This is a genomic window from Flavobacterium sp. ov086 (assembly GCF_900187965.1).
Lineage (GTDB): Bacteria > Bacteroidota > Bacteroidia > Flavobacteriales > Flavobacteriaceae > Flavobacterium.
Map to the genome: position 1 here is coordinate 377,215 of NZ_FZNL01000001.1, position 18,951 is coordinate 396,165.

Consider the following 18,951-nt stretch of genomic DNA (forward strand, 5'->3'; position numbering starts at 1 on the left):
CTGATCTTAAAGGGGTCGAGAGCCTCTTTTCCTACTTCTATCACCTTCCTGACTTCAGGATTTCAAATCCACGCTAATCGTTGTACATGTCTAGCCTGAAGTTCTTTAGTTTTTAAATTAAAAAACGCAACTCCATTAATTTAAATGTAGTTGCGTTTTACGAGAATTATCAAAATTTCCTTTTCTTCTTAAAAAAAAACAATTTTAATTTATAGTAAGAGGAGGCGGTATTTTTCCTTCTGAGAGATATTTCAAACCGGCAATTCCCGGCAAGAACAAATACAAACTACCATCGGTACGTATAAAACGTGTAAGTTTTGGTTCATTCGGGTTATTTGGCATTTCCTTATAGGTGTTACCAACATTATATGCAAAAATTGAATCACCCGGATTAGTATCTTCGACCTGTGGACCAAAAAAAGGATCAACACCACTTTGATTTGGCGATGCATCAGGATTTCGGAAACCACCGAGTTCAAACCAAGCTTTGGTAACAAACCGAAATTGAAAACCAAGAACTGCTCCAATAAACAATCCAACTAAACCCCTTTGTACTTCCCCTTTTTCAGATGGATCATAAACAGGTCCATAAGGCGACGCACGTCTTACAATTCTATGTGTTTGCGCATCATTATTGTTATCTGTGACGTTTATGTCATCACGTGGATTTGCTCTTCGGATATGTGCTGCATAAGGACATTTTAAACCCGATTCATCACCATCTTGATTGCCATGTTGATTTGGGCTTGGAGCTAAATAATTAAAGTTAGTAAAATTGAAATTTTCAGGACCTGGCTCTCCTAAACTTTTATCTTCTTTATCGGGAGATACAACAAGCGGTGTTCCATCACGCCAACGTCCGCAAATTTTTGCGGCGATAAGTTCAGGAGCATCCTCGCCTGAATGGATAAATTCATTAAATTTAGCCTCATCCTGATACAAGAGCCTGAATGCAGCAAATGTTCCATTTGTTAATAATGTATGCGCATAGTAATCGGATGCTTCCTGACTTATTACAAAGCGATCTACAGGCACCATTGGCCTGTCATCAATACTACTTACACCCATTAACATTTTCATCTTAGGTTCATTCCATAAAATACCGTCAATACGTGGCTGAGACAAACTATCTCTATAACCAAAATGCACGTAATCGGAATTACCATCTACCGTTATGGGATCAGAGTCCTGATAATATACAGGAACTACCGATGGTCCTGATGGCGTATTAGAAATCATAGCTAACAATGTCGAATAATATTTCTCTCTGTTTTGGGGAGTTAAAGTAAAAAGGGTTATCTGGATATGGAGATCACTCCCATCTTCATACGGATCATTCTTTGGTATCCATCCTCCGTTTTTCCACCAGTTAGCCGGTGCACTTTCGCCAGTATCTCCAATTGCAGTAGCATCATTAACAGCACCATTTTTAAAAAAGCCAAACACTTCTGCACTCGAAGAAGAGGTTATCACATCACAATTCTCTTTACCAATAAGATTTTCCAAACCCGAATAAGTAAACCCGATGTTAAGACAATAATCAGGTTTTACCATATCCTTCCATGGCTCTGCATTGGTAACACATAATCCCCCTAAACCAGTTCCTGAAGCAAGATCTGCACAGAATTTTTGTGCGCCGGCTGTATCTTTTATACTTAAAATAATGTACCTGATATTTGGGAAATTATACCCCCGTAATATCAACCCTTGTACGTCATTCATCTTAACCTGTTTGGTGTTGCTCATAACGATCTTAAATTAGTTTAAATTATTAAGCAAATTGCAAACTATTTACAATCCGGTTTTTGAGACTTTGGAAAATTATAAGTTACCTCATCCGGAACCGGAGGCCATATTGTGGCTGCATTTGGATAATTATCAATAATCTTAGCTACCGTTAAACCAGGGAAATTTGTACCAAAGACATATTTGTTTTTTTTATCTTTATTATCACCGGCAGATAATATTGGATCTCCAAAATTATAGCGCATTAATAAACAATAAAATGCCGATGCATTTTTCTCTATTCCTTTTATCAATATATGTTTTGCAGATGTTAACCCGTTAGGATCTACACCCGGAATGCCTGTTTCATCCATTATACCCAACAATAAAGTCAAACCATCTACGACTTCTTTAATTTTGAAAAATGCACTGATATAAGTATCGAATTGTCCATCATAGATAGACATAACTACCAATACATCTTTTCCTGGAAAGGACTGAAATCCCGGAACAGGTATTCCTGGTGTAGGCTTACCGTCTTCTTGTCCATAAATTGTAAAATAATGTACGCCAGTCGTTTTACGAAGGTCTCCAACTGGAGGGGGTACAGAATTAGCAGCTTTCTTAACTTGTTCGGCGGCAATCATTGCTTTACCCAACATACCTTTTGTTACAGGAATAAATAAAAATAATAGGTGTTGCTGTTCCGTTATTGGTACAGTAATAACTTTTGGTGTTGACATGGATTTAATGTTTTTTGATTATCCTACTCTATTCAGGCTTTTCGGAAGACGCCTTCATTCGTTTAAGCAATACGAATTTATACATACTAAAAACAACCACCCCAAGTACTTATACCTGATTTAACAAAACAAAACTCACTTAACAATCGAAATTTTATCCAAAAAAAAGCGCCGCAATTACTTGCAGCGCTTTTTCTATTTCTTTAAAAATCTGGAATAAAATTAAACCCCTAACTTCTTAGCGATATCCGTTGGAATTCCTCCTTTGTTTACCATTAAGGCAGTAGTTTTATATTTTACGAAATTTTTGGTTACAAACAAGAAACCTTTGTAGTCGTTTGTTTCTCCCCAAGAATTTTTTACGATGTAATATTCTTTTCCGGTTTGATCTTTTGCAAGACCAATAATATGCATTCCGTGATCGTCTGTAGTTGTGTAGTTATCAAATGCAGCCTGACGCATTTCTGGAGTAATTTCCGGTTCAGCTTTTGGTCCGTTAAACATGTCTGCTTTTTCTTCGGCAGTCATATCATCAAATTTCTTTGTTGGTACATAAGCTACACCATTTTTCCAGCTAAAGCTTTTCTCACTTACGTCAGTTGCCCAAGCTACTGTGTATCCTTTTTTCAATGCATTGTCAATAACATCAGTCATGTCATTTACTTTTACATTGTAAACCTGATCAAATGACCAGTTGTCCGGTACCATCATGGTTGTTTTTTGGTAGTATGGAGATGTTGTAAACGATGACATTTCAACATACTCATCAGGATTGATTCCTACTACTTCTTTAGCAAAAGATTGTGGCGTATAGTTTTTTCCTTTGTAAGTAAAGTTTTCAGGCACTTTTCCTAAATAAGAATCGATAACTGCAGCATATGCTTTTTGCCAGTTTGGAGTCAATTCTCCATTTGGATTTTTTACAACAGCAGCCAAAACTCCTTCGATAAGAGCAGACATTTCTCCAAATTTATTTTTATCAGTTCCATAGTTTAATCCTGTGTAAACTTCTCTTGGCACTGTTCCGTATTTTTTGTACATGTTAATTACATCATGCAAAGCTCCACCGTCACCTAAAGTAACTGCACCGTGCATACGAACATAATTTATACCTTTTTCAACATAAACATTTCTTGCAGAATAAATTTGTGACAATTCGACTGGTTGTTTCCCTAAACGAATCATTTCTGACTCTAGAAAAGAATTCGTTGAATAACTCCAACACGTTCCAGATGAACCTTGCGTTTTTACAGAAGTTGTTCCTAAATTAATTTGCTCTGTGAATTTAAAAGCTTCTTTACTCTTTTCGCTTGCATTCAGTTTTAGTGAATTAACTAAAATGTCCTGTGCAAAACAGCCTGTTGCTCCGACAAAAAAAACAGAAGCCGCAAGTACTGATTTGAATGAAAATTTATTCATAATGATTATTTAATGATTTGATAAATTAGTAGTTGTAATTTACTTTTTGTTACAAAACAATTAAATAATAAATTATTTGTGTGAAGTAAAACAGTTAATATTTTCTTAATATTTATTACAATAACGCCCTTAACCTCGTAAAGCCCCAATAGACAATGCTATCGAGGCTTTACTTAGAAAATCTAACTAACCAATTTCTTTATATTTTTAGTACTAATAATTGTATTATCGCATCCAGTTACTGCCAAAAACAACGTAATATGCCCAGTCTTCGGGACCTTTGGCAACATCGACACCCATACGGAGTTTGAACTTTCTTGCCAGTAAATATCTAAAGCCGGTTCCGTAGCTGTAAACTACCGGTTTGGCAAAAGCCTTATCCCAATCGTTAAAAGCACTTGCAAGACCGCCGTAGCCCATTAAACTCCATCTTCTGTATACGTCCCATCTTAACTCGGCTTCTGTCACTATACTCGTTTTTCCCTGATATCTTGCTGCAGGAATTCCTCTTAAGTTAATTCCGGGTAAAAGATAAAAAGGCGGGTTCCCAAACGCTTGTTCGCCCTCTAATCTGAGTCCTCCAATTAGTTTTTTTGTGATAGGATAATATCCAATTGCTGATAAGTTGACTCGCCAGGCATTATAATCACTGCCTAATCCCTTATCTGACCAAAAGAAATCAGATTGCAGGCGGATTCCTTTATCGGGTGTAAAAATATTATCCCGACCATCAAACTGAAGCGCTCCTCCCAACTGACTCACGGTACTTTTTATATCCTTGGGCTTTACAAAAGAAGGAAGATTGGCATCCGGAAGATCAATATTAGAATTCAGAAAAAGATATTGCGGTCCTGCACTCCATTTTGGGTTTCGAAACTGTTTAAGCCATTGTGTATAAAATACTGTTGACTTAAAATTAAGTTTAAATTCTAAATCTTTCCCTGAAGGCAAATTTTCGTAAAAGGAAAGATTCATATTACCATATCCCGCCATTACTCTGTATAAAATTCGTGGTTTTATTAAAGTACTGGAACGAAATGCTCCTGCCATCCAGCTTTTATTTCCAGTATACATTCCGATTGCTCCTGTAATATCCGGATTTATAAATCGTTTTTTTCCATTTTCATCAACAACCGGTGCGTGCTTTTTAAGAAAAACAGGTACAATTGCACCTCCAATTCCACCCAAAGCCGGTTCTGTAATAACGGTTGGAACTACCAGAAAACCATGTGCATAAATTATATAATCGCTTAAATCGAATGCTCCATCCAAAGAATCTTTTACGCTTATATGTGGCTTTTGTGCCATTATTGTTGTGGTTAACAAAATAAAAAGCACATTTATAAGAAAAAATTTCGGGAAGATATTTCTGCTTTTCCTAATAGAAACTGAATATTTATTTTTCATTTAAATCAATTTAAAATTTATTGTATTCCTTAAAAAAGCATGAACTCAAACTGAAAAAACAATTATGCCAGTTTTTTCAAACTATTTTTTCTTGAAACTGAATACATGTGCAAGCGTTAAGAAAAATGTGTTTCCCTGAAATCTATTCACTGCATCAATCTCACCGATCCAACGGAATCCGGCAGAAGTACTACAACCTATATGATAATAATTAATTTCGGCTCCAATACCTCCTATATGGTCTTTGTCTCCTTCAACAATTCCGATTATTGGAACCGGTATTTTGTCGCTTGTCATTTTATATTGCAGATAATAAATTAATCCGGCATTCAGGATTCCTGTTGGAGCCGTTTTTGCAGCATTCAACATATAAAAGGTTTTTCCCAAGCCTCCTTCAATACTTAAAATATCACCAGTCTTAATATCTGTATCTTTCTTTTTTCCGTTTATTTCATAAGAGGCTAATGCCGAAAAATGAATCGTTTTTTTATCATTAAAAAACAATGTTGTTCCGGCAGAAAACTCATTCATAAACATTCCTAAACCACTATTGTCAGAAGCTCCGGCAGTAAACTTTCCAGTTGGTAAATACATCTGATAACTAAAAACAAAGTCGGCTCGTTTATTATGCCAACCTAATTGTACAGGCTGAATATAAGTATCTGTAAGTGCCAATGAATTGGTAGCATTTACACTATTTCCCTGAATTGTATTGGCCGCAAAAGCAATTAAAACCGTTGCGCCGTAGTTTGCCCCAAAAATTTTAAAATCGCTTACATACGATGCTCCTGCACCTGTAATACTCATTGTTAAATCAGGATTTGCCAAAGCTTTGTCTCCATTGGCATCTCTTAAAGATGATGCTGTATAGAAATATCCAGGTACATATACGCTCAATGTGTTTTCCGGAGTTTGCGTCCCGGATTGTAATCCCATTGCGCCAAGAATATGTCCTCCTTTAAGCTGCGCACTACCACACAAATAAATCAACAAAAGTGCTAAAGTAAATAGGATTTTTGTGGTTTGTCTGTGGTTATCAAATTTTGTTTTCATAGTTGATATTTTAAAAAATTAAGAGATTACACAACTACTTTTTACAAACCTTTTAGTTTGAAGTTGGCTTAAAATAATAAGTATTTGCTTTCTCTGGATTAATCCTAATTACTTTGAAGTATTCAGAAGGTGATTTTCCGGTATGTTTTATAAAAGCTCTGAAACAAGTTGTTCTGGATTTAAATCCGGAGCCCCAGGCCATGCCTTCTAATGATAAATCTTTCCATTCCGGATCGTTTATTTTTTCTTTAAAATATTCGATCCTTTTTAGATTTACATAATCCTGAAAATGAAGATTAAATTCTGAATTGATTAAATTTGAAAGATGATGAACTGAGATTCCTGTTTCATCAGATATATCGCGAATCACTAAATCTTTTTTCAAAAAGAGCTCTTTTGAGTTAAAAATGCTCTCCAATTTTGCCAGATATAGTTCTTTTTTTTCTGTTGTTAATTCCTTTACTATGGATAAAGCACTTTTGGTTTCCTGTGTTTTAACTATTACCAAATTATCGCCAGCAAAGTCATAATTATTCTTTACTTCTATCTCATTTATATCATAAAAAACCTGAGGTTTAAAATAAAGCCATCCTACTGTAAAAACAAGTACCGATGATATTAAAATATAACAGGAAAAATCAATGCTGTCTACTCGATTAACCAAAAAATAATGTACAAACAGCGTCGAAAACAAAAACAAAACCATTAAATTATATACTCTTATCCAACTTAAAATCTTTATTCGGTTAAAGTGATTTACTTTGAATTTTTTTAAGTCATAATTTAAAATCATCATTGTCTGACAAAAAGCATATGACAACCAAACGGTTAAACTTAACATTGAAAAAGGGCTGTCTATTTTAACTGAAATAGAATGTACTACTTTAAATCCCAGAGAATTTCCTGCCCATACAAAAACGGTTAAACTAAAGTAAATCATAAAGGGTAAAAAGTGTAACCAGTCATATTTTCTAAACATTTTATCCGAAAACAAAATGCTCCTGACATACAAGAAAGCAGAAGGTGCTACTAAAAAAATAAAAGATTTTGTGATCATAAAAAGATCCGGAAAACTTTTAAAAACAGTTGCTGATAAGTAAAAATTATAGATACTTACAACCGCAAGACTGAACAAAAACAATCCCAGAAAAAAACTTTTGGAATAATTTTTCTTCGAAAAAAGGACCATAAACGATGTGGCAAAACCAACTATTGTCGCTATAAAAAAGAAAAGTGAAAGTACTATATCGATCATGAGTTTTAAGCTTGATTTGTTTAACTATTCCTTTTTCTTTTTAAAATAAATTTAAAAAGAAAGGTCGTCGACTTATTAAATACTATACTTATCGGGGGGTTGATAAGTATAGTATCTTTTATTTTAAGAAGTTATATGCTATTTTTTTGCTAATCCCGGAGGAAAACCAGCCAAAATTTTATTGATTGAAGTATTAACAAACTCTTCAGGATTATCTGGTTTGCTGTCAATTTGAGCATTACCAATGCCTTGCCAAATTAGTTTTTGTGTTTTTGTAGAAACAATATCAATTATTAGAGAGCCATCAACATAATCATAAGTATTAACTGTTGTATTAGCACCTCCCATCATGGCACCGCCACCCCAATATCCGTATGGACGATACATTCCGCCATAACCATAGAAATCAGTGTTTGCCGATACTTGTGTTTTATTTTTTAAGATAGATACTGCATTTACTTTTAGATCCGGATTACTTGATTCTGTAAATCCTTTGGCGATCATTTCATTGCGGATTGCTTTTGTAACGCGATCAACATTAAGTTGATTTACCTGACCTTCCTGTGCCTTTAAATCATAAACTGCAAAAGTTTTATATTCACTAAAATTAGCACTATGATCATAATCTGTTGTAACTTTTACTGTTGGTGAGCAACTGTAAACCAGACCCAATAGCAACATTGGAATTATGCGAAGATTCTTTCTTTTAATATTCATTTTGTGGTATTTTAAATTAATGATTAAATTATTTTAACATGGAATTATTAAAATCTTGAATAAATATTATCCGAATGGCTTGTAAGATTAAACAACTGTTAAATTATCGCAATACCTTATATTACAATACCTTACAGCTAACTCAAAGATAAATTATTTTATTTAATTAACACAACAAAGCGATTAAATTTCTTACTTATTTTTCAGAACGGGCTATTCTGTATAAAATAGCCCATTCTGAGCTTTATAAACACTATTTACCTTTTACAACTACATAACTACTTTCTCGATCTTTTGAAATTGGCTGATAATAGATTTTGTTATAGATCATATATTTGCGATTGACAAAATCACAAACCTCATCAAAAACAAAAATTTTCTGCTCCTATACTTTATTTTTATTAATTACTGTAAAAAATCAGACTTCCGCCGAAATTGGTAATCGTCCTTCTTTTATTGCTTCTAACATTTTGTTGTAATCTGATTCATTTTGATTGGCATACGAAATAGAAAATTTGGTAATTGCATTCGCAAATTCATTTCCTTTTCCCATATAACCGGACAAGACAGATGGGTCTCCTGTACGTGCATGTGCTCTTGCAAGTGCCCAACCGCAAGCCTTTGCATAATCGGTCATATTTTTTGCTTTCATGATTTCAAGAACAGGTTTTACTTTTGCATCACGAAGCTGTCGGATATAAAAAAACTTATCTTTATCATCGTTCGTCCAGCCTAGAAACATATCCGATGCTGATTGCATCAACTTTTGTCCTCTTACAATACGTTCGCCCTGATGTGGATATTTATCTTTTGCTTTTACATTATCTTCCAAAACACTTTTTCGGGCTTCTTTAAATTGTAAAAAAATAGGTTCTCCCGTAGCCGACATCAACAAGCTTATTCCGCAAAGTGTTCCCACACTTCCTACACCTACTACTTTTATAGCCAGATCATGTAAGCTGTATCTGCTCAAGAGTACTTTTTTTTCGTCAGACAATGTTTCGAGATATCTTGTATGTACTATTCCGGCTTCTCTTAAAATCCGTTTTCCTTCTTCTCCTGACGGATGATAAATTAATGGTGGATCATCTTTTATTCTTGCGCGAGACCCTTCCTGATACGTCATTTTTGCAAATTCCTTTTCATGAGCAGTATATTCGGCCGCTTTTTTTATTCGCTTTTCCTGAAATCCCTTGATCTCTTCATCTTCACCTCTTTCAATGAGTTCGGCAAGATCAATATCGGCATACCAAATCTGTAGCGCCGATAATTTACTGTATTCCAGCATATGTCTTTTATAACTATCGGCTACATGCCAGGCAAATTCTTTGCAGGTTTTACTTGAAAACTTTTTCCATCTTCCGGCAATTACAAAGCTTGTCGCTAATCTTTTTACGTCCCACTCCCAAGGTCCGGGATGCGTTTCGTCAAAATCATTGATATCAAAAACCAGCTTACGCTCCGGAGTCGCAAATCCTCCAAAATTCATTAGATGACAATCACCACAAAGCTGAAGATCAATTCCTGTATTTGGTGTTTCTGCTAAATCTGTTGCCATAATTGCCGCAGATCCTCTAAAAAATGCAAAAGGAGATTCCATCATACGGCTGTATCGTATTGGCAATAAATCTTCGATTCGCCCAATACTGGTTTTAATTAGAATCTCAACAGGATCTTCTCGCTTTTCAGATGGATGCCATTCCTGATGACTTGAACGAGGCGTAATTTTTCTAACAGCCACACCTTTATCAAAACGTGCTGCTTTTGATGCTACCGGATCAAATAAATTCTCGTTTGTTTTTTCGAATTTTTCAGTCATGATACATCTGTTTTAATTGTCCTTGTTCAAATCATTATTCTATTTTACCAATTCCGGTTGTGGCGTTTTCCAGGTTCCATTTAAAATAGTTTCGTCTGGCCCATAAATTCAAATCAAATCTCCGTTAGTTTCATATTTTAAACTTGTAGTTCAATCTCCAATAGAATATCTGTTTATCCTTTAATTACTGCCGGAGGAAGCCAGCTGTCTTTTACAACACGGTCTTCTGGCCAATAACATCTTATATAAAGAGAAAAAGTTTCTTTGGGCGATGGTAACCAGTTACTTAATTTATCATTTGATGGCGGTGTATTTTGTACATAAAGCGTCAATGATCCATCTGTATTATATTTTAAATCCTTATTTTTTGTTCCTAAAGAAAAACGATTGATTGAATTTGGAGAAAAGAAGTGGTATTGATTGTATAAAGTAAGCGACCAAAAACCTTTTACAGGTGGTACTTCTCCTTTTGCAAAAGTTACTGTGTACTTACTATTTCCCTGTAATCTTACTCCTGAAACATCTTTGTCCTGATAGAAATATTTTGTCTCGATAGGTTTATTCACAAAAATATTGGCTTTAGCACAACCAGTTCTGGTTAGATAATCCAATCCAAATTGTGCTCCGTTTGCTTGTGTTGTCCAATTGTCTTTTAATGGATAACCTACATTCGAAAATTGAAATAAAGGCGTAATTAATTTTTGATCTGCATCTATTGCAGCTTGTTTAAGTATCGCTTTTATCTTTGGATCTTTTGCAGCTGCAGCCAAAACAGATTGAATTTGTCCGTAAATAGCTTCTTCACCAGGCATTGGCGGAACTTCTTTCATAATAGCCGGTAATTCATCAAAGTATACTTCTGGTTTTACCCATTTTGTTTCTTCATTTCCTTTTTTTGCAGGTGAAGGCAAAATTGGAATTTTTGTCCAGTCTTTCGTTTTCTCTTTTCCGTCAAACTGACTTAAAGTATACATTACTATTTTTTGGACTATCGGCTGAATTGATTTTTTATCAGCAGGATCATCTGTTTGAAAAACACGCGGAATCACCACTCCCAAATCAGTATCACATTTGAATACGGCAGTAATCCCATCCGGCACTTTTCCGTTCCATTTTGGCCCTGTCAATAAATAGAATCCAGGTTTTGTTCCGTACATTTTTCCTAAAGCTGCATAACCATCTGTACGTTGATTACAAACCTGATACACCCAAAAACGATCTCCAAAATCCGGAACCTGAACTACTATTGCGTCTTTGGTAAAATCAGTTATCCCAAATCCGTAAACTACATCCTGATTCGGACAAGCTACTTCTCTTTCACCTGACTGAATATAGTCTGTCAACATACACAATTGATTTGGCGGACTCAATGGTACAATTCCTCCCTCATAACTTGGCTCCGGAAGTTTTGAGAACATTACGTTTCTATTATGAATATTTGTCATTGGCCAACCCCATAAATAAGCAAGTGTTCCAATGTGTTTTACATATTCATCTGTCAAAATTGTGTTTGCCACCGGACCTGCAGGAATGCCAATTTTAACTGCTGCTGTATCATTGGCAACTATACCATTACCAACTTCTTTTCCGGTTGCCGTTTCTTTTTTACAGCTTATCAATAGTAAAACTGCCAATAGAGGAATAAATATTTTTTTCATGATTTTATTTTTTGGTCATTATCAATAACTAGTTTTTTGGCTCAATTGGCGCAGGGAACCATTTACCGTCCTGAACTATTTTTTTAGGAATGTATGTGCGGAAATTGATAGAGAAACCTTTCCCGGCCGGCGTTGGAAGCCAGTTGCTTGCTATTGCTCCTTTAGGCAACGACGAACCAAGCCAAATACTTAAAGAACCATCAGCATTTTTCTTTAGTCCGGAAACATTATTTAGATTATAACGTTTCAATTTATTGTCAACCACTCTATAATCCGGCACACTATATACTGTTGTTGACCAGAACCCATCAACAGCAGTATCAGGCAGCGCCTCTTTTGGAAATTTTATTTCATATACTTTATCACCCGTCAAAGGCTGACCTTTACTATCTATTAATCCAATAAAATAAACAGCTTCTTCTTTACGGTTTGCCCATAATCCTCCATAATTAATAATATCACGGGCTAGAATATCATCACCAAAATTACCGGCAACATAGGATACTGACCATCCTCCTTTTTGAGTTCCAAAACCTTTTGCTCCTGCCAAAAATGCCGGAATTGCTTTTGTTTTAATTATTTCATCAACATGAGCTTTAGCTTTATCATCTGTTTTGCTATAGGCTTCAATAGCAAGTGCTTTATCCTGATACTCTTTTGCTTTTGGCATTACATCAGGGTAAGAAGCAATCACTTCTGCTACATTGTTAAATATTTCTCCGCCAATTGGTGCTTTTGGAGTAAACTCAGGAATCGTTAAAGGTGGTGCTATTTTGATTCCATCAGGAACTGTAAACGTAAATTGTCTTTGTAGTTTTTGTGCTATATCCGGAGTTCCTTTTAATTCTACACGGGCAAGCATTTTTGCTTTTTCTGATGGTAATTCGATTTTAACTGCATCAGCCGGAATTGTTGGATTTGTTCCTTTTAAAACTAAAGCAAATTTCCCGTAAGGTGTTTTAGGAAAATTACGATTGTTGATATTTACAATTACTTCTCCCCAACCGTTCAATAATTCTGCGGTATAGTAACGTCCTTCTATTTTAGGAACATTCAAAATGACAGCATGAGTTGCATCTACCGCAATCCAGGCTTCAAGATAAGCAACATCAAGATTTGGATTTACAAATTGAGCTGTTCCAAGCGGATTGTATTTTATTTTGTTATACCCTACTTTCTCTACATTAATATCATGGTTTTCCTGTTGAATTACCAAGTATCTTCCGTACAAATAAGTATAAGTATCTACAATATCCTGATCTGAAGGAACTGCACTATTACTCTCTGTAGTAGAAGTTGGAGTTGTCGATGTTGATGTTTCCTTTTTGCAACTTACAAATAGAAAGAGTGCCACTAAAATAAGAAATGATTTTTTCATAATATGGGAGTTAATTTTTAGTAATAATTTTATGAACCAGGAAATACAAAAGCGACAACGGCTCTCAATCCCCAATCTGGTCTTGATTCATGCGGACCAACAATTGGTATTAAGGGCTGAATGCTAAACTGTACAATCTGATCGCCAAATTTAGTAATGCCCCCAACAGATGGATTTAAAGAAATCATGGTTGTATTTGCTTCCCAATTTTGAGTGATTTCGGCATTTACACCTAAGCTTGCTCCGCTTTTATAACTATGTGAAAGAAATATTTGAGTATAAAAACTATTAACATCTGCACGTTCTTCTTTTCCGGCAACTGACCAAATTTGATTGGCAAGAAAACCTACCGAAAGTCCTTTTCCCTGATGCATAACTAAGACACTTGGCCCTATACCAAATTTCTCTGTTCCTAAAACTTTTTCCGTAGCGGTTGGTACTAAAAAGGCTGGTCCAAATCCGAAAATAAGTCCTTTTGTTTTAGGAGCAAAAAAAGCGGTTACTGTTGCATCACTTAAACCAAACTCATGAGTGTTTTCTCCTGTAATATCTCTTTGATCGACAACCGGAAGAATATATCGTGTAATTAAATTTAAATTATCACTTAATTTAAAGGGAACAACTGGCTGAATATTTATAGTATACTTTGATCCGTTGAAAGGACCAATACCATAATTAAGATTGTTTTGCAAAGGCACACTAATTAAACTTGCTACCGGATTTGCCAGTTTGTCTGCCAACTCCTGAGCACTTGCTCCAGCCTTTTCTTCTTGTGCATAGCCTGCAAAATTTAAAAGAAAGCCAAATACAATAAAAACATATTTAATTGAAATAGAACACATTGGTAGTTTCATAATTATTTTTCTTTTAAAGATTTTTAACCATTCTAAAATCAAAATGAAACAGGCTTCAAAACCTAAAAACTGTTTTCATTTTTTAACATTAACTAAACCAGATTATTTGTCCGGGAATATTTTTTTCCAGTCATCTTTCATACTGATTACATGATATTTGTATTTGGCAGCGGTATTTAAGGATAAATTATCTTTTTCCTGATAATTATACTCTCTGATAGAATCGTTGTGATTTACTATCATTTGAAATGAAGGGTATTTGCTTCCCTGAGAATATCTTAACATGGCAAGATCCCCGGCTCCACCTTCGTTTCCGCAGGCAAAAACAGGTCTTTGACCAATATGTAATTGTATGCCAACAGGTTTACCTTCTTTATCATTAAAATGATCTAAAGCAGGTTCTCTTAAAATGGTATTTTTGGCATCATCAAATTGATACTTGAAAGAAGTTCCAACAACTTGATCTTTTGGGATTCCGTAAAAATCAGCAGAAATCGCACGAACTAATTCAACAGTTCCGCCAGTTACAATAAAAGTTTTAAATCCGTTTGCACGTAAATAATTCAAAAGCTCTAGTTGTGGCTGATATCTTACTTGTTTTAGAACAACATTTCTTCCGGGATATTGTGCTTCTGCAAAAAAATCTTTTGTCGCTGCTTCAAATTCATCTTCGGTCATACCTGTGTGAGTTGCTGCAACTAATTCAATAAGAGCTTTATCACCACCTTTTTCAAAAAAAGCCTTGTCTTTTTCAACAACGGCTTTAAAAGGTTGCTTTTTGGCTAAGGCAGGATTTGCCTCTACCATTTTTTTAACTCTGTAAAAAGCAAATAATTCCTGAACATATGGTTTTTCAGCCCAAAGTGTTCCGTCATTATCAAAAGTGGCAATTCTGCTTTCAACAGGAATAAAATCCGGGCTTCCTTCTTTTGTTACTTTCGCAACATAATCTATAATATCTTTTTTTAATGCGCCATCGTTCCAGCTTGGTAATGGATCTCTGCTTGTTGCAACTGCTGTTGTACTATCTTTAGGATCAGTTGTTGTAACAATATCTGATTTTTTGCACGAGCCTAGCAATAATAAAAACAGGGACAACATATATATTTTTCTATACATAATATTGATTTTTTAAATTATTGAAAAGCCCGAGTCATTTCTGACTCAAGCTTTATTATTTCCTATTTATATTTTTTATTATTTCTTTTTTGATGGTGCTTCATCCTCTTTTAGCTTAGGAAGAACATTCTTCTCAATATATTTCTGTGCTTTAATATCTTTTATTGCCTCTTCCATAATAGTGTAAGCAGAGAAGCTTGGAGGAATTGATCTTGGAGGATAATCTTTAAATGTTTCTGCAAATACAACTACATCTTGTATTGCACCATACATCAGCTGAACGTGATTCAACTGCCAGTCCCAAAAAGTATTCGAAGTAATATCTGCTCTTTCAAAAGGATCTTGGTATAAATTGAATATTTTTTGCAAGCGTAGTTTAGTAAAAGGTTCTGCCCATACTCCCATTGTACCTTCCAAACGTTGTTCTGCAAAAACATATTTATAATCACCTTCTCTCAAACCAACTAATAATCCATCATCATCTGTATAGAAGAATTGATCTCTGGCGCTTTTTTGTGTTTTACCACGCAAAAAGTTACTTTGATCATATCCATCTAAATGGACTTTATAATTTTTTCCATTGGCAGTATACCCTTTTAAAAGTTTATTCACTAAATCAGGTTCTCCTGCAATTGATGCTAAAGTTGGCATCCAGTCATTATGAGACATAATTTCAGTTGTTACTTGCCCTGGTTTAATTACTCCCGGCCAACGTACAATACAAGGTACACGGTATGCACCTTCCCAGTTTGTATTTTTTTCTGAGCGATAAGGTGTCATTGCAGCATCAGGCCATGTATTCATGTGAGGTCCGTTGTCTGTAGAATAAACTACAATAGTATTATCAGCAATTCCAAGTTCATCTAATGCTTTTAAGATACTTCCTATCGTTTCATCATGTTCAATCATACCATCTATATATTCACTATCTCCATGAGTATATTTTCCTCTATGTTCAGCTCTAACGTGTGTACGAAGATGCATACGTGTAGCATTGAACCAACAGAAAAATGGTTTTCCTGCTGCATTTTGTCTTTTGATAAAATCAATAGCTGCTGCAGATGTTTCGTCGTCTACTGTTTCCATTCTTTTTTTAGTAAGTGGACCAGTATCTTCTATTCTTTGTTTTCCAACTCTTCCAAATCGAGGATCTGTGGTTGCATCATCAACATTTGTTGCAGTACATTTTAAAACACCTCTAGGTCCAAATTTTTTCAAATATTCGGGATCTTTAGGGTAATCCGGCAATTCTGGCTCTTCTTCAGCATTTAAGTGATATAGATTCCCGAAAAATTCATCAAAACCATTTACTGTCGGTAAACTTTCGTTACGGTCACCAACGTGATTTTTACCAAATTGTCCTGTTGTGTAACCCAAATTTTTCATGATACCACCAATAGAAGGATCTAATTGACTCATTCCCATTGGTGCTCCCGGGAAACCAACTTTTGTAAGACCTGTACGAAGCCCATGTTGTCCCGTTAATAAAGCAGCACGCCCGGCAGTACAGCTTTGTTCTCCATAATAATGTAAAAAACGTAATCCTTCATTTGCCAGACGATCAATATTAGGAGTAGTATACCCCATTACACCATCGCTATAAGCGCTTATATTAGTAGTACCAATATCATCTCCCCAAAGTATTAAAACATTTGGCTTTTTTTTATCCTGGGCTTCCAGTTGCATACTGGCAAAACCTACAAATGCAATTAGTATTATCGCATTCTTAAATCCACATCTAAATCTGATTTGTTTCATGGTGATAAAATTTGTTAATAATTCTTTTTTAAACAACAATTCTGCAAAACCAAAAATGGCCTACTTAAATTTTAGAAAAGAGAATTTATTTCAATTTTTAATGGAATGTTTCAATTTAAAACACCATTATTTGAGGGGGGATTTGAAACAGGAATTTTCTTAACTTTTTTTTAAGTTTCTCAAAATTAGATAATAAAAAAGTTAACAATCGTATTTATACGGCTTGACATGGTTTCATTTTATAAAATGAAACGTTAAAAACAGTTTTTTTTGCTTCATTGTGTTTCATTTTATAAAATGAAACATGCAAAAATCATTTAATAAGGAAGTTAGATTTTTCGTTTTAAGTCAGAAAAATTAAAAATGGGAGAGGTGAATTTTAGCAAAACTCTCGATGAGTGATCAAATTCTAAAAATGAATATTAAATATTAATAAAAAACAGCCTTCAAATTTTCATATAAATGAATTATAAAGTACTCATATAAATTTTTATCTCAGATTTTTGCCAATTGAATAGAAATCAATTCTAAAAAAATGTGAATTTTTTGGGTATAAAAAAACCACCAATTATAAATTGATGGTTTTTTGTATTGTGTATTTAAGAGAATACTATTCTATTTCAGAAACTCTCATGGTATTAACCATTCCTTTATCTTTAATTGGCATTGCTGCAAGGTTGATCAAATAATCTCCTTTTACAACAAATCCTTTTGCTCTTGCAATTTCGTTAACATCAGTTACTGTATCATCTGTACTTTCGTCTTTATCATAGAAGTATGATTTTACTCCCCATAATAAATTCAATTGTGTTAAGATTCTTTTGTTTGAAGTAAATACTAAAATATGCGCAGATGGTCTCCAAGCCGAAATTTGAAAAGCTGTATAACCACTATTTGTCAAAGTACAAATTGCTTTAGCTTTAATTTCATTTGCTAATAAAGCAGCCTGGTGACAAACTGTTTTAGTAATAAAACGTTTTGTTTTAATTTGTGGAGTATTTTGTGGAACATGAATTAACTCAGAATCCTCAACAGCCTCACAAATTTGAGTCATTCTTTGAATTACCTGTACCGGATAATTTCCTGTAGCAGTTTCTCCAGACAACATTACAGCATCAGCTCCATCCATTACAGAGTTTGCAACGTCGTTTACTTCGGCTCTTGTTGGCGTTAAACTAGTAATCATTGTCTCCATCATTTGTGTAGCAACAATAACAGGAATTCTAGCCGTTTTAGCTCTTCTGATCAAATCTTTTTGCACCAACGGTACTTCGTGAGCAGGAAGTTCAACTCCTAAATCTCCACGTGCAACCATTAGACCATCGCAATAAGCTATAATTTTATCAATGTTCTCCAGAGCTTCCGGCATTTCAATTTTAGCAACGATTGGAATTTTATATTCTGAATGTTTAGCGATCAATTCTTGTAGATCTTGTAAATCGCGTGGTGTTTTTACAAACGAAAGTGCGATCCAGTCTACTTTTTGCTCGATAGCAAAAATTGCATCTGCAATATCTTTTTCAGTTAAAGCCGGTAAAGAAATTTTAGTGTTTGGAAGATTAACTCCTTTTTTAGATTTTAATTCTCCACCTTGAATTACTTTAGCAACAACTTCTGTTTTTTTATCTGTAGAAAGAATTTCAAAAATCAATTTACCATCATCAAGCAAAATACGCTCTCCCGGGTTAACATCATTTGGGAAATTTTGATACTTCATGAACACTTTTTGAGCCGTTCCTAAAATATCTTCTGCAGTTGTAAAAGTGATAGTATCACCATCATGAACAACAGTTCCCTCCTCCATCACACCAACTCTAAGTTTTGGCCCCTGCAAATCTCCAAGGATTGCTGTTGTGTAACCAAACTCTTCGTTTAGACCTCTAATAATATTAATTTTATCCTTTACACCTTCATAATCTGCATGCGAAAAATTGACTCTAAACACATTAACACCTGCATCGATCATATCCTTGATAATCTCTCTCGTACTACATGCAGGCCCAAGTGTAGCAACAATTTTGGTTTTCTTGTTTGTTAACATTTTTT

The 18,951-nt window shown here is 34.7% G+C and carries 14 protein-coding genes; all 14 read right to left on the reverse strand.

The genetic code is table 11. The annotated features are described in order from the left end of the window. Window positions 1-204: 204 nt before the first annotated feature. On the reverse strand, window positions 205-1,746 hold the full coding sequence (locus tag CHB81_RS01650) for a hypothetical protein (RefSeq protein WP_089350141.1): 1,542 nt from the start codon (window positions 1,744-1,746) through the stop codon (window positions 205-207). A 41-nt stretch (window positions 1,747-1,787) separates the two neighbouring features. Further along, window positions 1,788-2,468: a hypothetical protein gene (locus CHB81_RS01655; RefSeq protein ID WP_089350142.1), complete on the reverse strand. Its 681-nt coding sequence runs from the start codon at window positions 2,466-2,468 to the stop codon at window positions 1,788-1,790. Between the two features lie 222 nt (window positions 2,469-2,690). Next, a complete protein-coding gene (locus tag CHB81_RS01660) occupies window positions 2,691-3,887 on the reverse strand; it encodes an aminopeptidase C (RefSeq protein ID WP_089350143.1) in 1,197 nt (398 codons plus the stop codon). A gap of 225 nt (window positions 3,888-4,112) precedes the next feature. Next, the gene (locus tag CHB81_RS01665) at window positions 4,113-5,195 is read right to left on the reverse strand and encodes a BamA/TamA family outer membrane protein (RefSeq protein ID WP_254920928.1); all 1,083 of its coding nucleotides are present in this window, start codon (window positions 5,193-5,195) and stop codon (window positions 4,113-4,115) included. A gap of 180 nt (window positions 5,196-5,375) precedes the next feature. Then, the gene (locus CHB81_RS01670) at window positions 5,376-6,347 is read right to left on the reverse strand and encodes a transporter (RefSeq protein ID WP_089350145.1); all 972 of its coding nucleotides are present in this window, start codon (window positions 6,345-6,347) and stop codon (window positions 5,376-5,378) included. Between the two features lie 52 nt (window positions 6,348-6,399). Beyond that, the gene (locus CHB81_RS01675) at window positions 6,400-7,602 is read right to left on the reverse strand and encodes an AraC family transcriptional regulator (protein ID WP_089350146.1); all 1,203 of its coding nucleotides are present in this window, start codon (window positions 7,600-7,602) and stop codon (window positions 6,400-6,402) included. A 138-nt stretch (window positions 7,603-7,740) separates the two neighbouring features. After that, window positions 7,741-8,319, reverse strand: coding sequence for a DUF4136 domain-containing protein (locus tag CHB81_RS01680; RefSeq protein WP_089350147.1), 579 nt, complete (start codon window positions 8,317-8,319; stop codon window positions 7,741-7,743). Window positions 8,320-8,737: 418 nt separating this feature from the next. Continuing rightward, complete coding sequence (locus CHB81_RS01685) at window positions 8,738-10,138, reverse strand: DUF2252 domain-containing protein (RefSeq protein WP_089350148.1); 1,401 nt, start codon at window positions 10,136-10,138, stop codon at window positions 8,738-8,740. A 173-nt stretch (window positions 10,139-10,311) separates the two neighbouring features. Next, a complete protein-coding gene (locus CHB81_RS01690) occupies window positions 10,312-11,796 on the reverse strand; it encodes a DUF1254 domain-containing protein (RefSeq protein WP_089350149.1) in 1,485 nt (494 codons plus the stop codon). 28 nt (window positions 11,797-11,824) lie between these two features. After that, complete coding sequence (locus CHB81_RS01695; RefSeq protein WP_089350150.1) at window positions 11,825-13,174, reverse strand: DUF1214 domain-containing protein; 1,350 nt, start codon at window positions 13,172-13,174, stop codon at window positions 11,825-11,827. A gap of 29 nt (window positions 13,175-13,203) precedes the next feature. Then, window positions 13,204-14,028, reverse strand: a complete 825-nt coding sequence (locus CHB81_RS01700; RefSeq protein ID WP_254920929.1) for a hypothetical protein — start codon at window positions 14,026-14,028, stop codon at window positions 13,204-13,206. A 102-nt stretch (window positions 14,029-14,130) separates the two neighbouring features. Then, entirely contained in the window at window positions 14,131-15,147 is a 1,017-nt protein-coding gene (locus tag CHB81_RS01705; protein WP_089350151.1) for an HAD family phosphatase, read from the reverse strand. Window positions 15,148-15,225: 78 nt separating this feature from the next. Then, on the reverse strand, window positions 15,226-16,905 hold the full coding sequence (locus CHB81_RS01710) for an arylsulfatase (RefSeq protein WP_110835860.1): 1,680 nt from the start codon (window positions 16,903-16,905) through the stop codon (window positions 15,226-15,228). A gap of 610 nt (window positions 16,906-17,515) precedes the next feature. Further along, a complete protein-coding gene (pyk, locus tag CHB81_RS01715) occupies window positions 17,516-18,946 on the reverse strand; it encodes a pyruvate kinase (protein WP_089350152.1) in 1,431 nt (476 codons plus the stop codon). Between the last annotated feature and the right edge of the window lie 5 nt (window positions 18,947-18,951).

Bases quoted from the DNA above. Each gene is read 5' to 3' on its own strand.
- CHB81_RS01675 (WP_089350146.1), bottom strand. From the start codon at position 7,602: ATGATCGATATAGTACTTTCACTTTTCTTTTTTATAGCGACAATAGTT.
- CHB81_RS01650 (WP_089350141.1), bottom strand. From the start codon at position 1,746: ATGAGCAACACCAAACAGGTTAAGATGAATGACGTACAAGGGTTGATA.
- CHB81_RS01705 (WP_089350151.1), bottom strand. From the start codon at position 15,147: ATGTATAGAAAAATATATATGTTGTCCCTGTTTTTATTATTGCTAGGC.
- CHB81_RS01660 (WP_089350143.1), bottom strand. From the start codon at position 3,887: ATGAATAAATTTTCATTCAAATCAGTACTTGCGGCTTCTGTTTTTTTT.
- CHB81_RS01710 (WP_110835860.1), bottom strand. From the start codon at position 16,905: ATGAAACAAATCAGATTTAGATGTGGATTTAAGAATGCGATAATACTA.
- CHB81_RS01680 (WP_089350147.1), bottom strand. From the start codon at position 8,319: ATGAATATTAAAAGAAAGAATCTTCGCATAATTCCAATGTTGCTATTG.
- pyk (WP_089350152.1), bottom strand. From the start codon at position 18,946: ATGTTAACAAACAAGAAAACCAAAATTGTTGCTACACTTGGGCCTGCA.
- CHB81_RS01670 (WP_089350145.1), bottom strand. From the start codon at position 6,347: ATGAAAACAAAATTTGATAACCACAGACAAACCACAAAAATCCTATTT.
- CHB81_RS01665 (WP_254920928.1), bottom strand. From the start codon at position 5,195: ATGGCACAAAAGCCACATATAAGCGTAAAAGATTCTTTGGATGGAGCA.
- CHB81_RS01700 (WP_254920929.1), bottom strand. From the start codon at position 14,028: ATGAAACTACCAATGTGTTCTATTTCAATTAAATATGTTTTTATTGTA.
- CHB81_RS01685 (WP_089350148.1), bottom strand. From the start codon at position 10,138: ATGACTGAAAAATTCGAAAAAACAAACGAGAATTTATTTGATCCGGTA.
- CHB81_RS01690 (WP_089350149.1), bottom strand. From the start codon at position 11,796: ATGAAAAAAATATTTATTCCTCTATTGGCAGTTTTACTATTGATAAGC.
- CHB81_RS01655 (WP_089350142.1), bottom strand. From the start codon at position 2,468: ATGTCAACACCAAAAGTTATTACTGTACCAATAACGGAACAGCAACAC.
- CHB81_RS01695 (WP_089350150.1), bottom strand. From the start codon at position 13,174: ATGAAAAAATCATTTCTTATTTTAGTGGCACTCTTTCTATTTGTAAGT.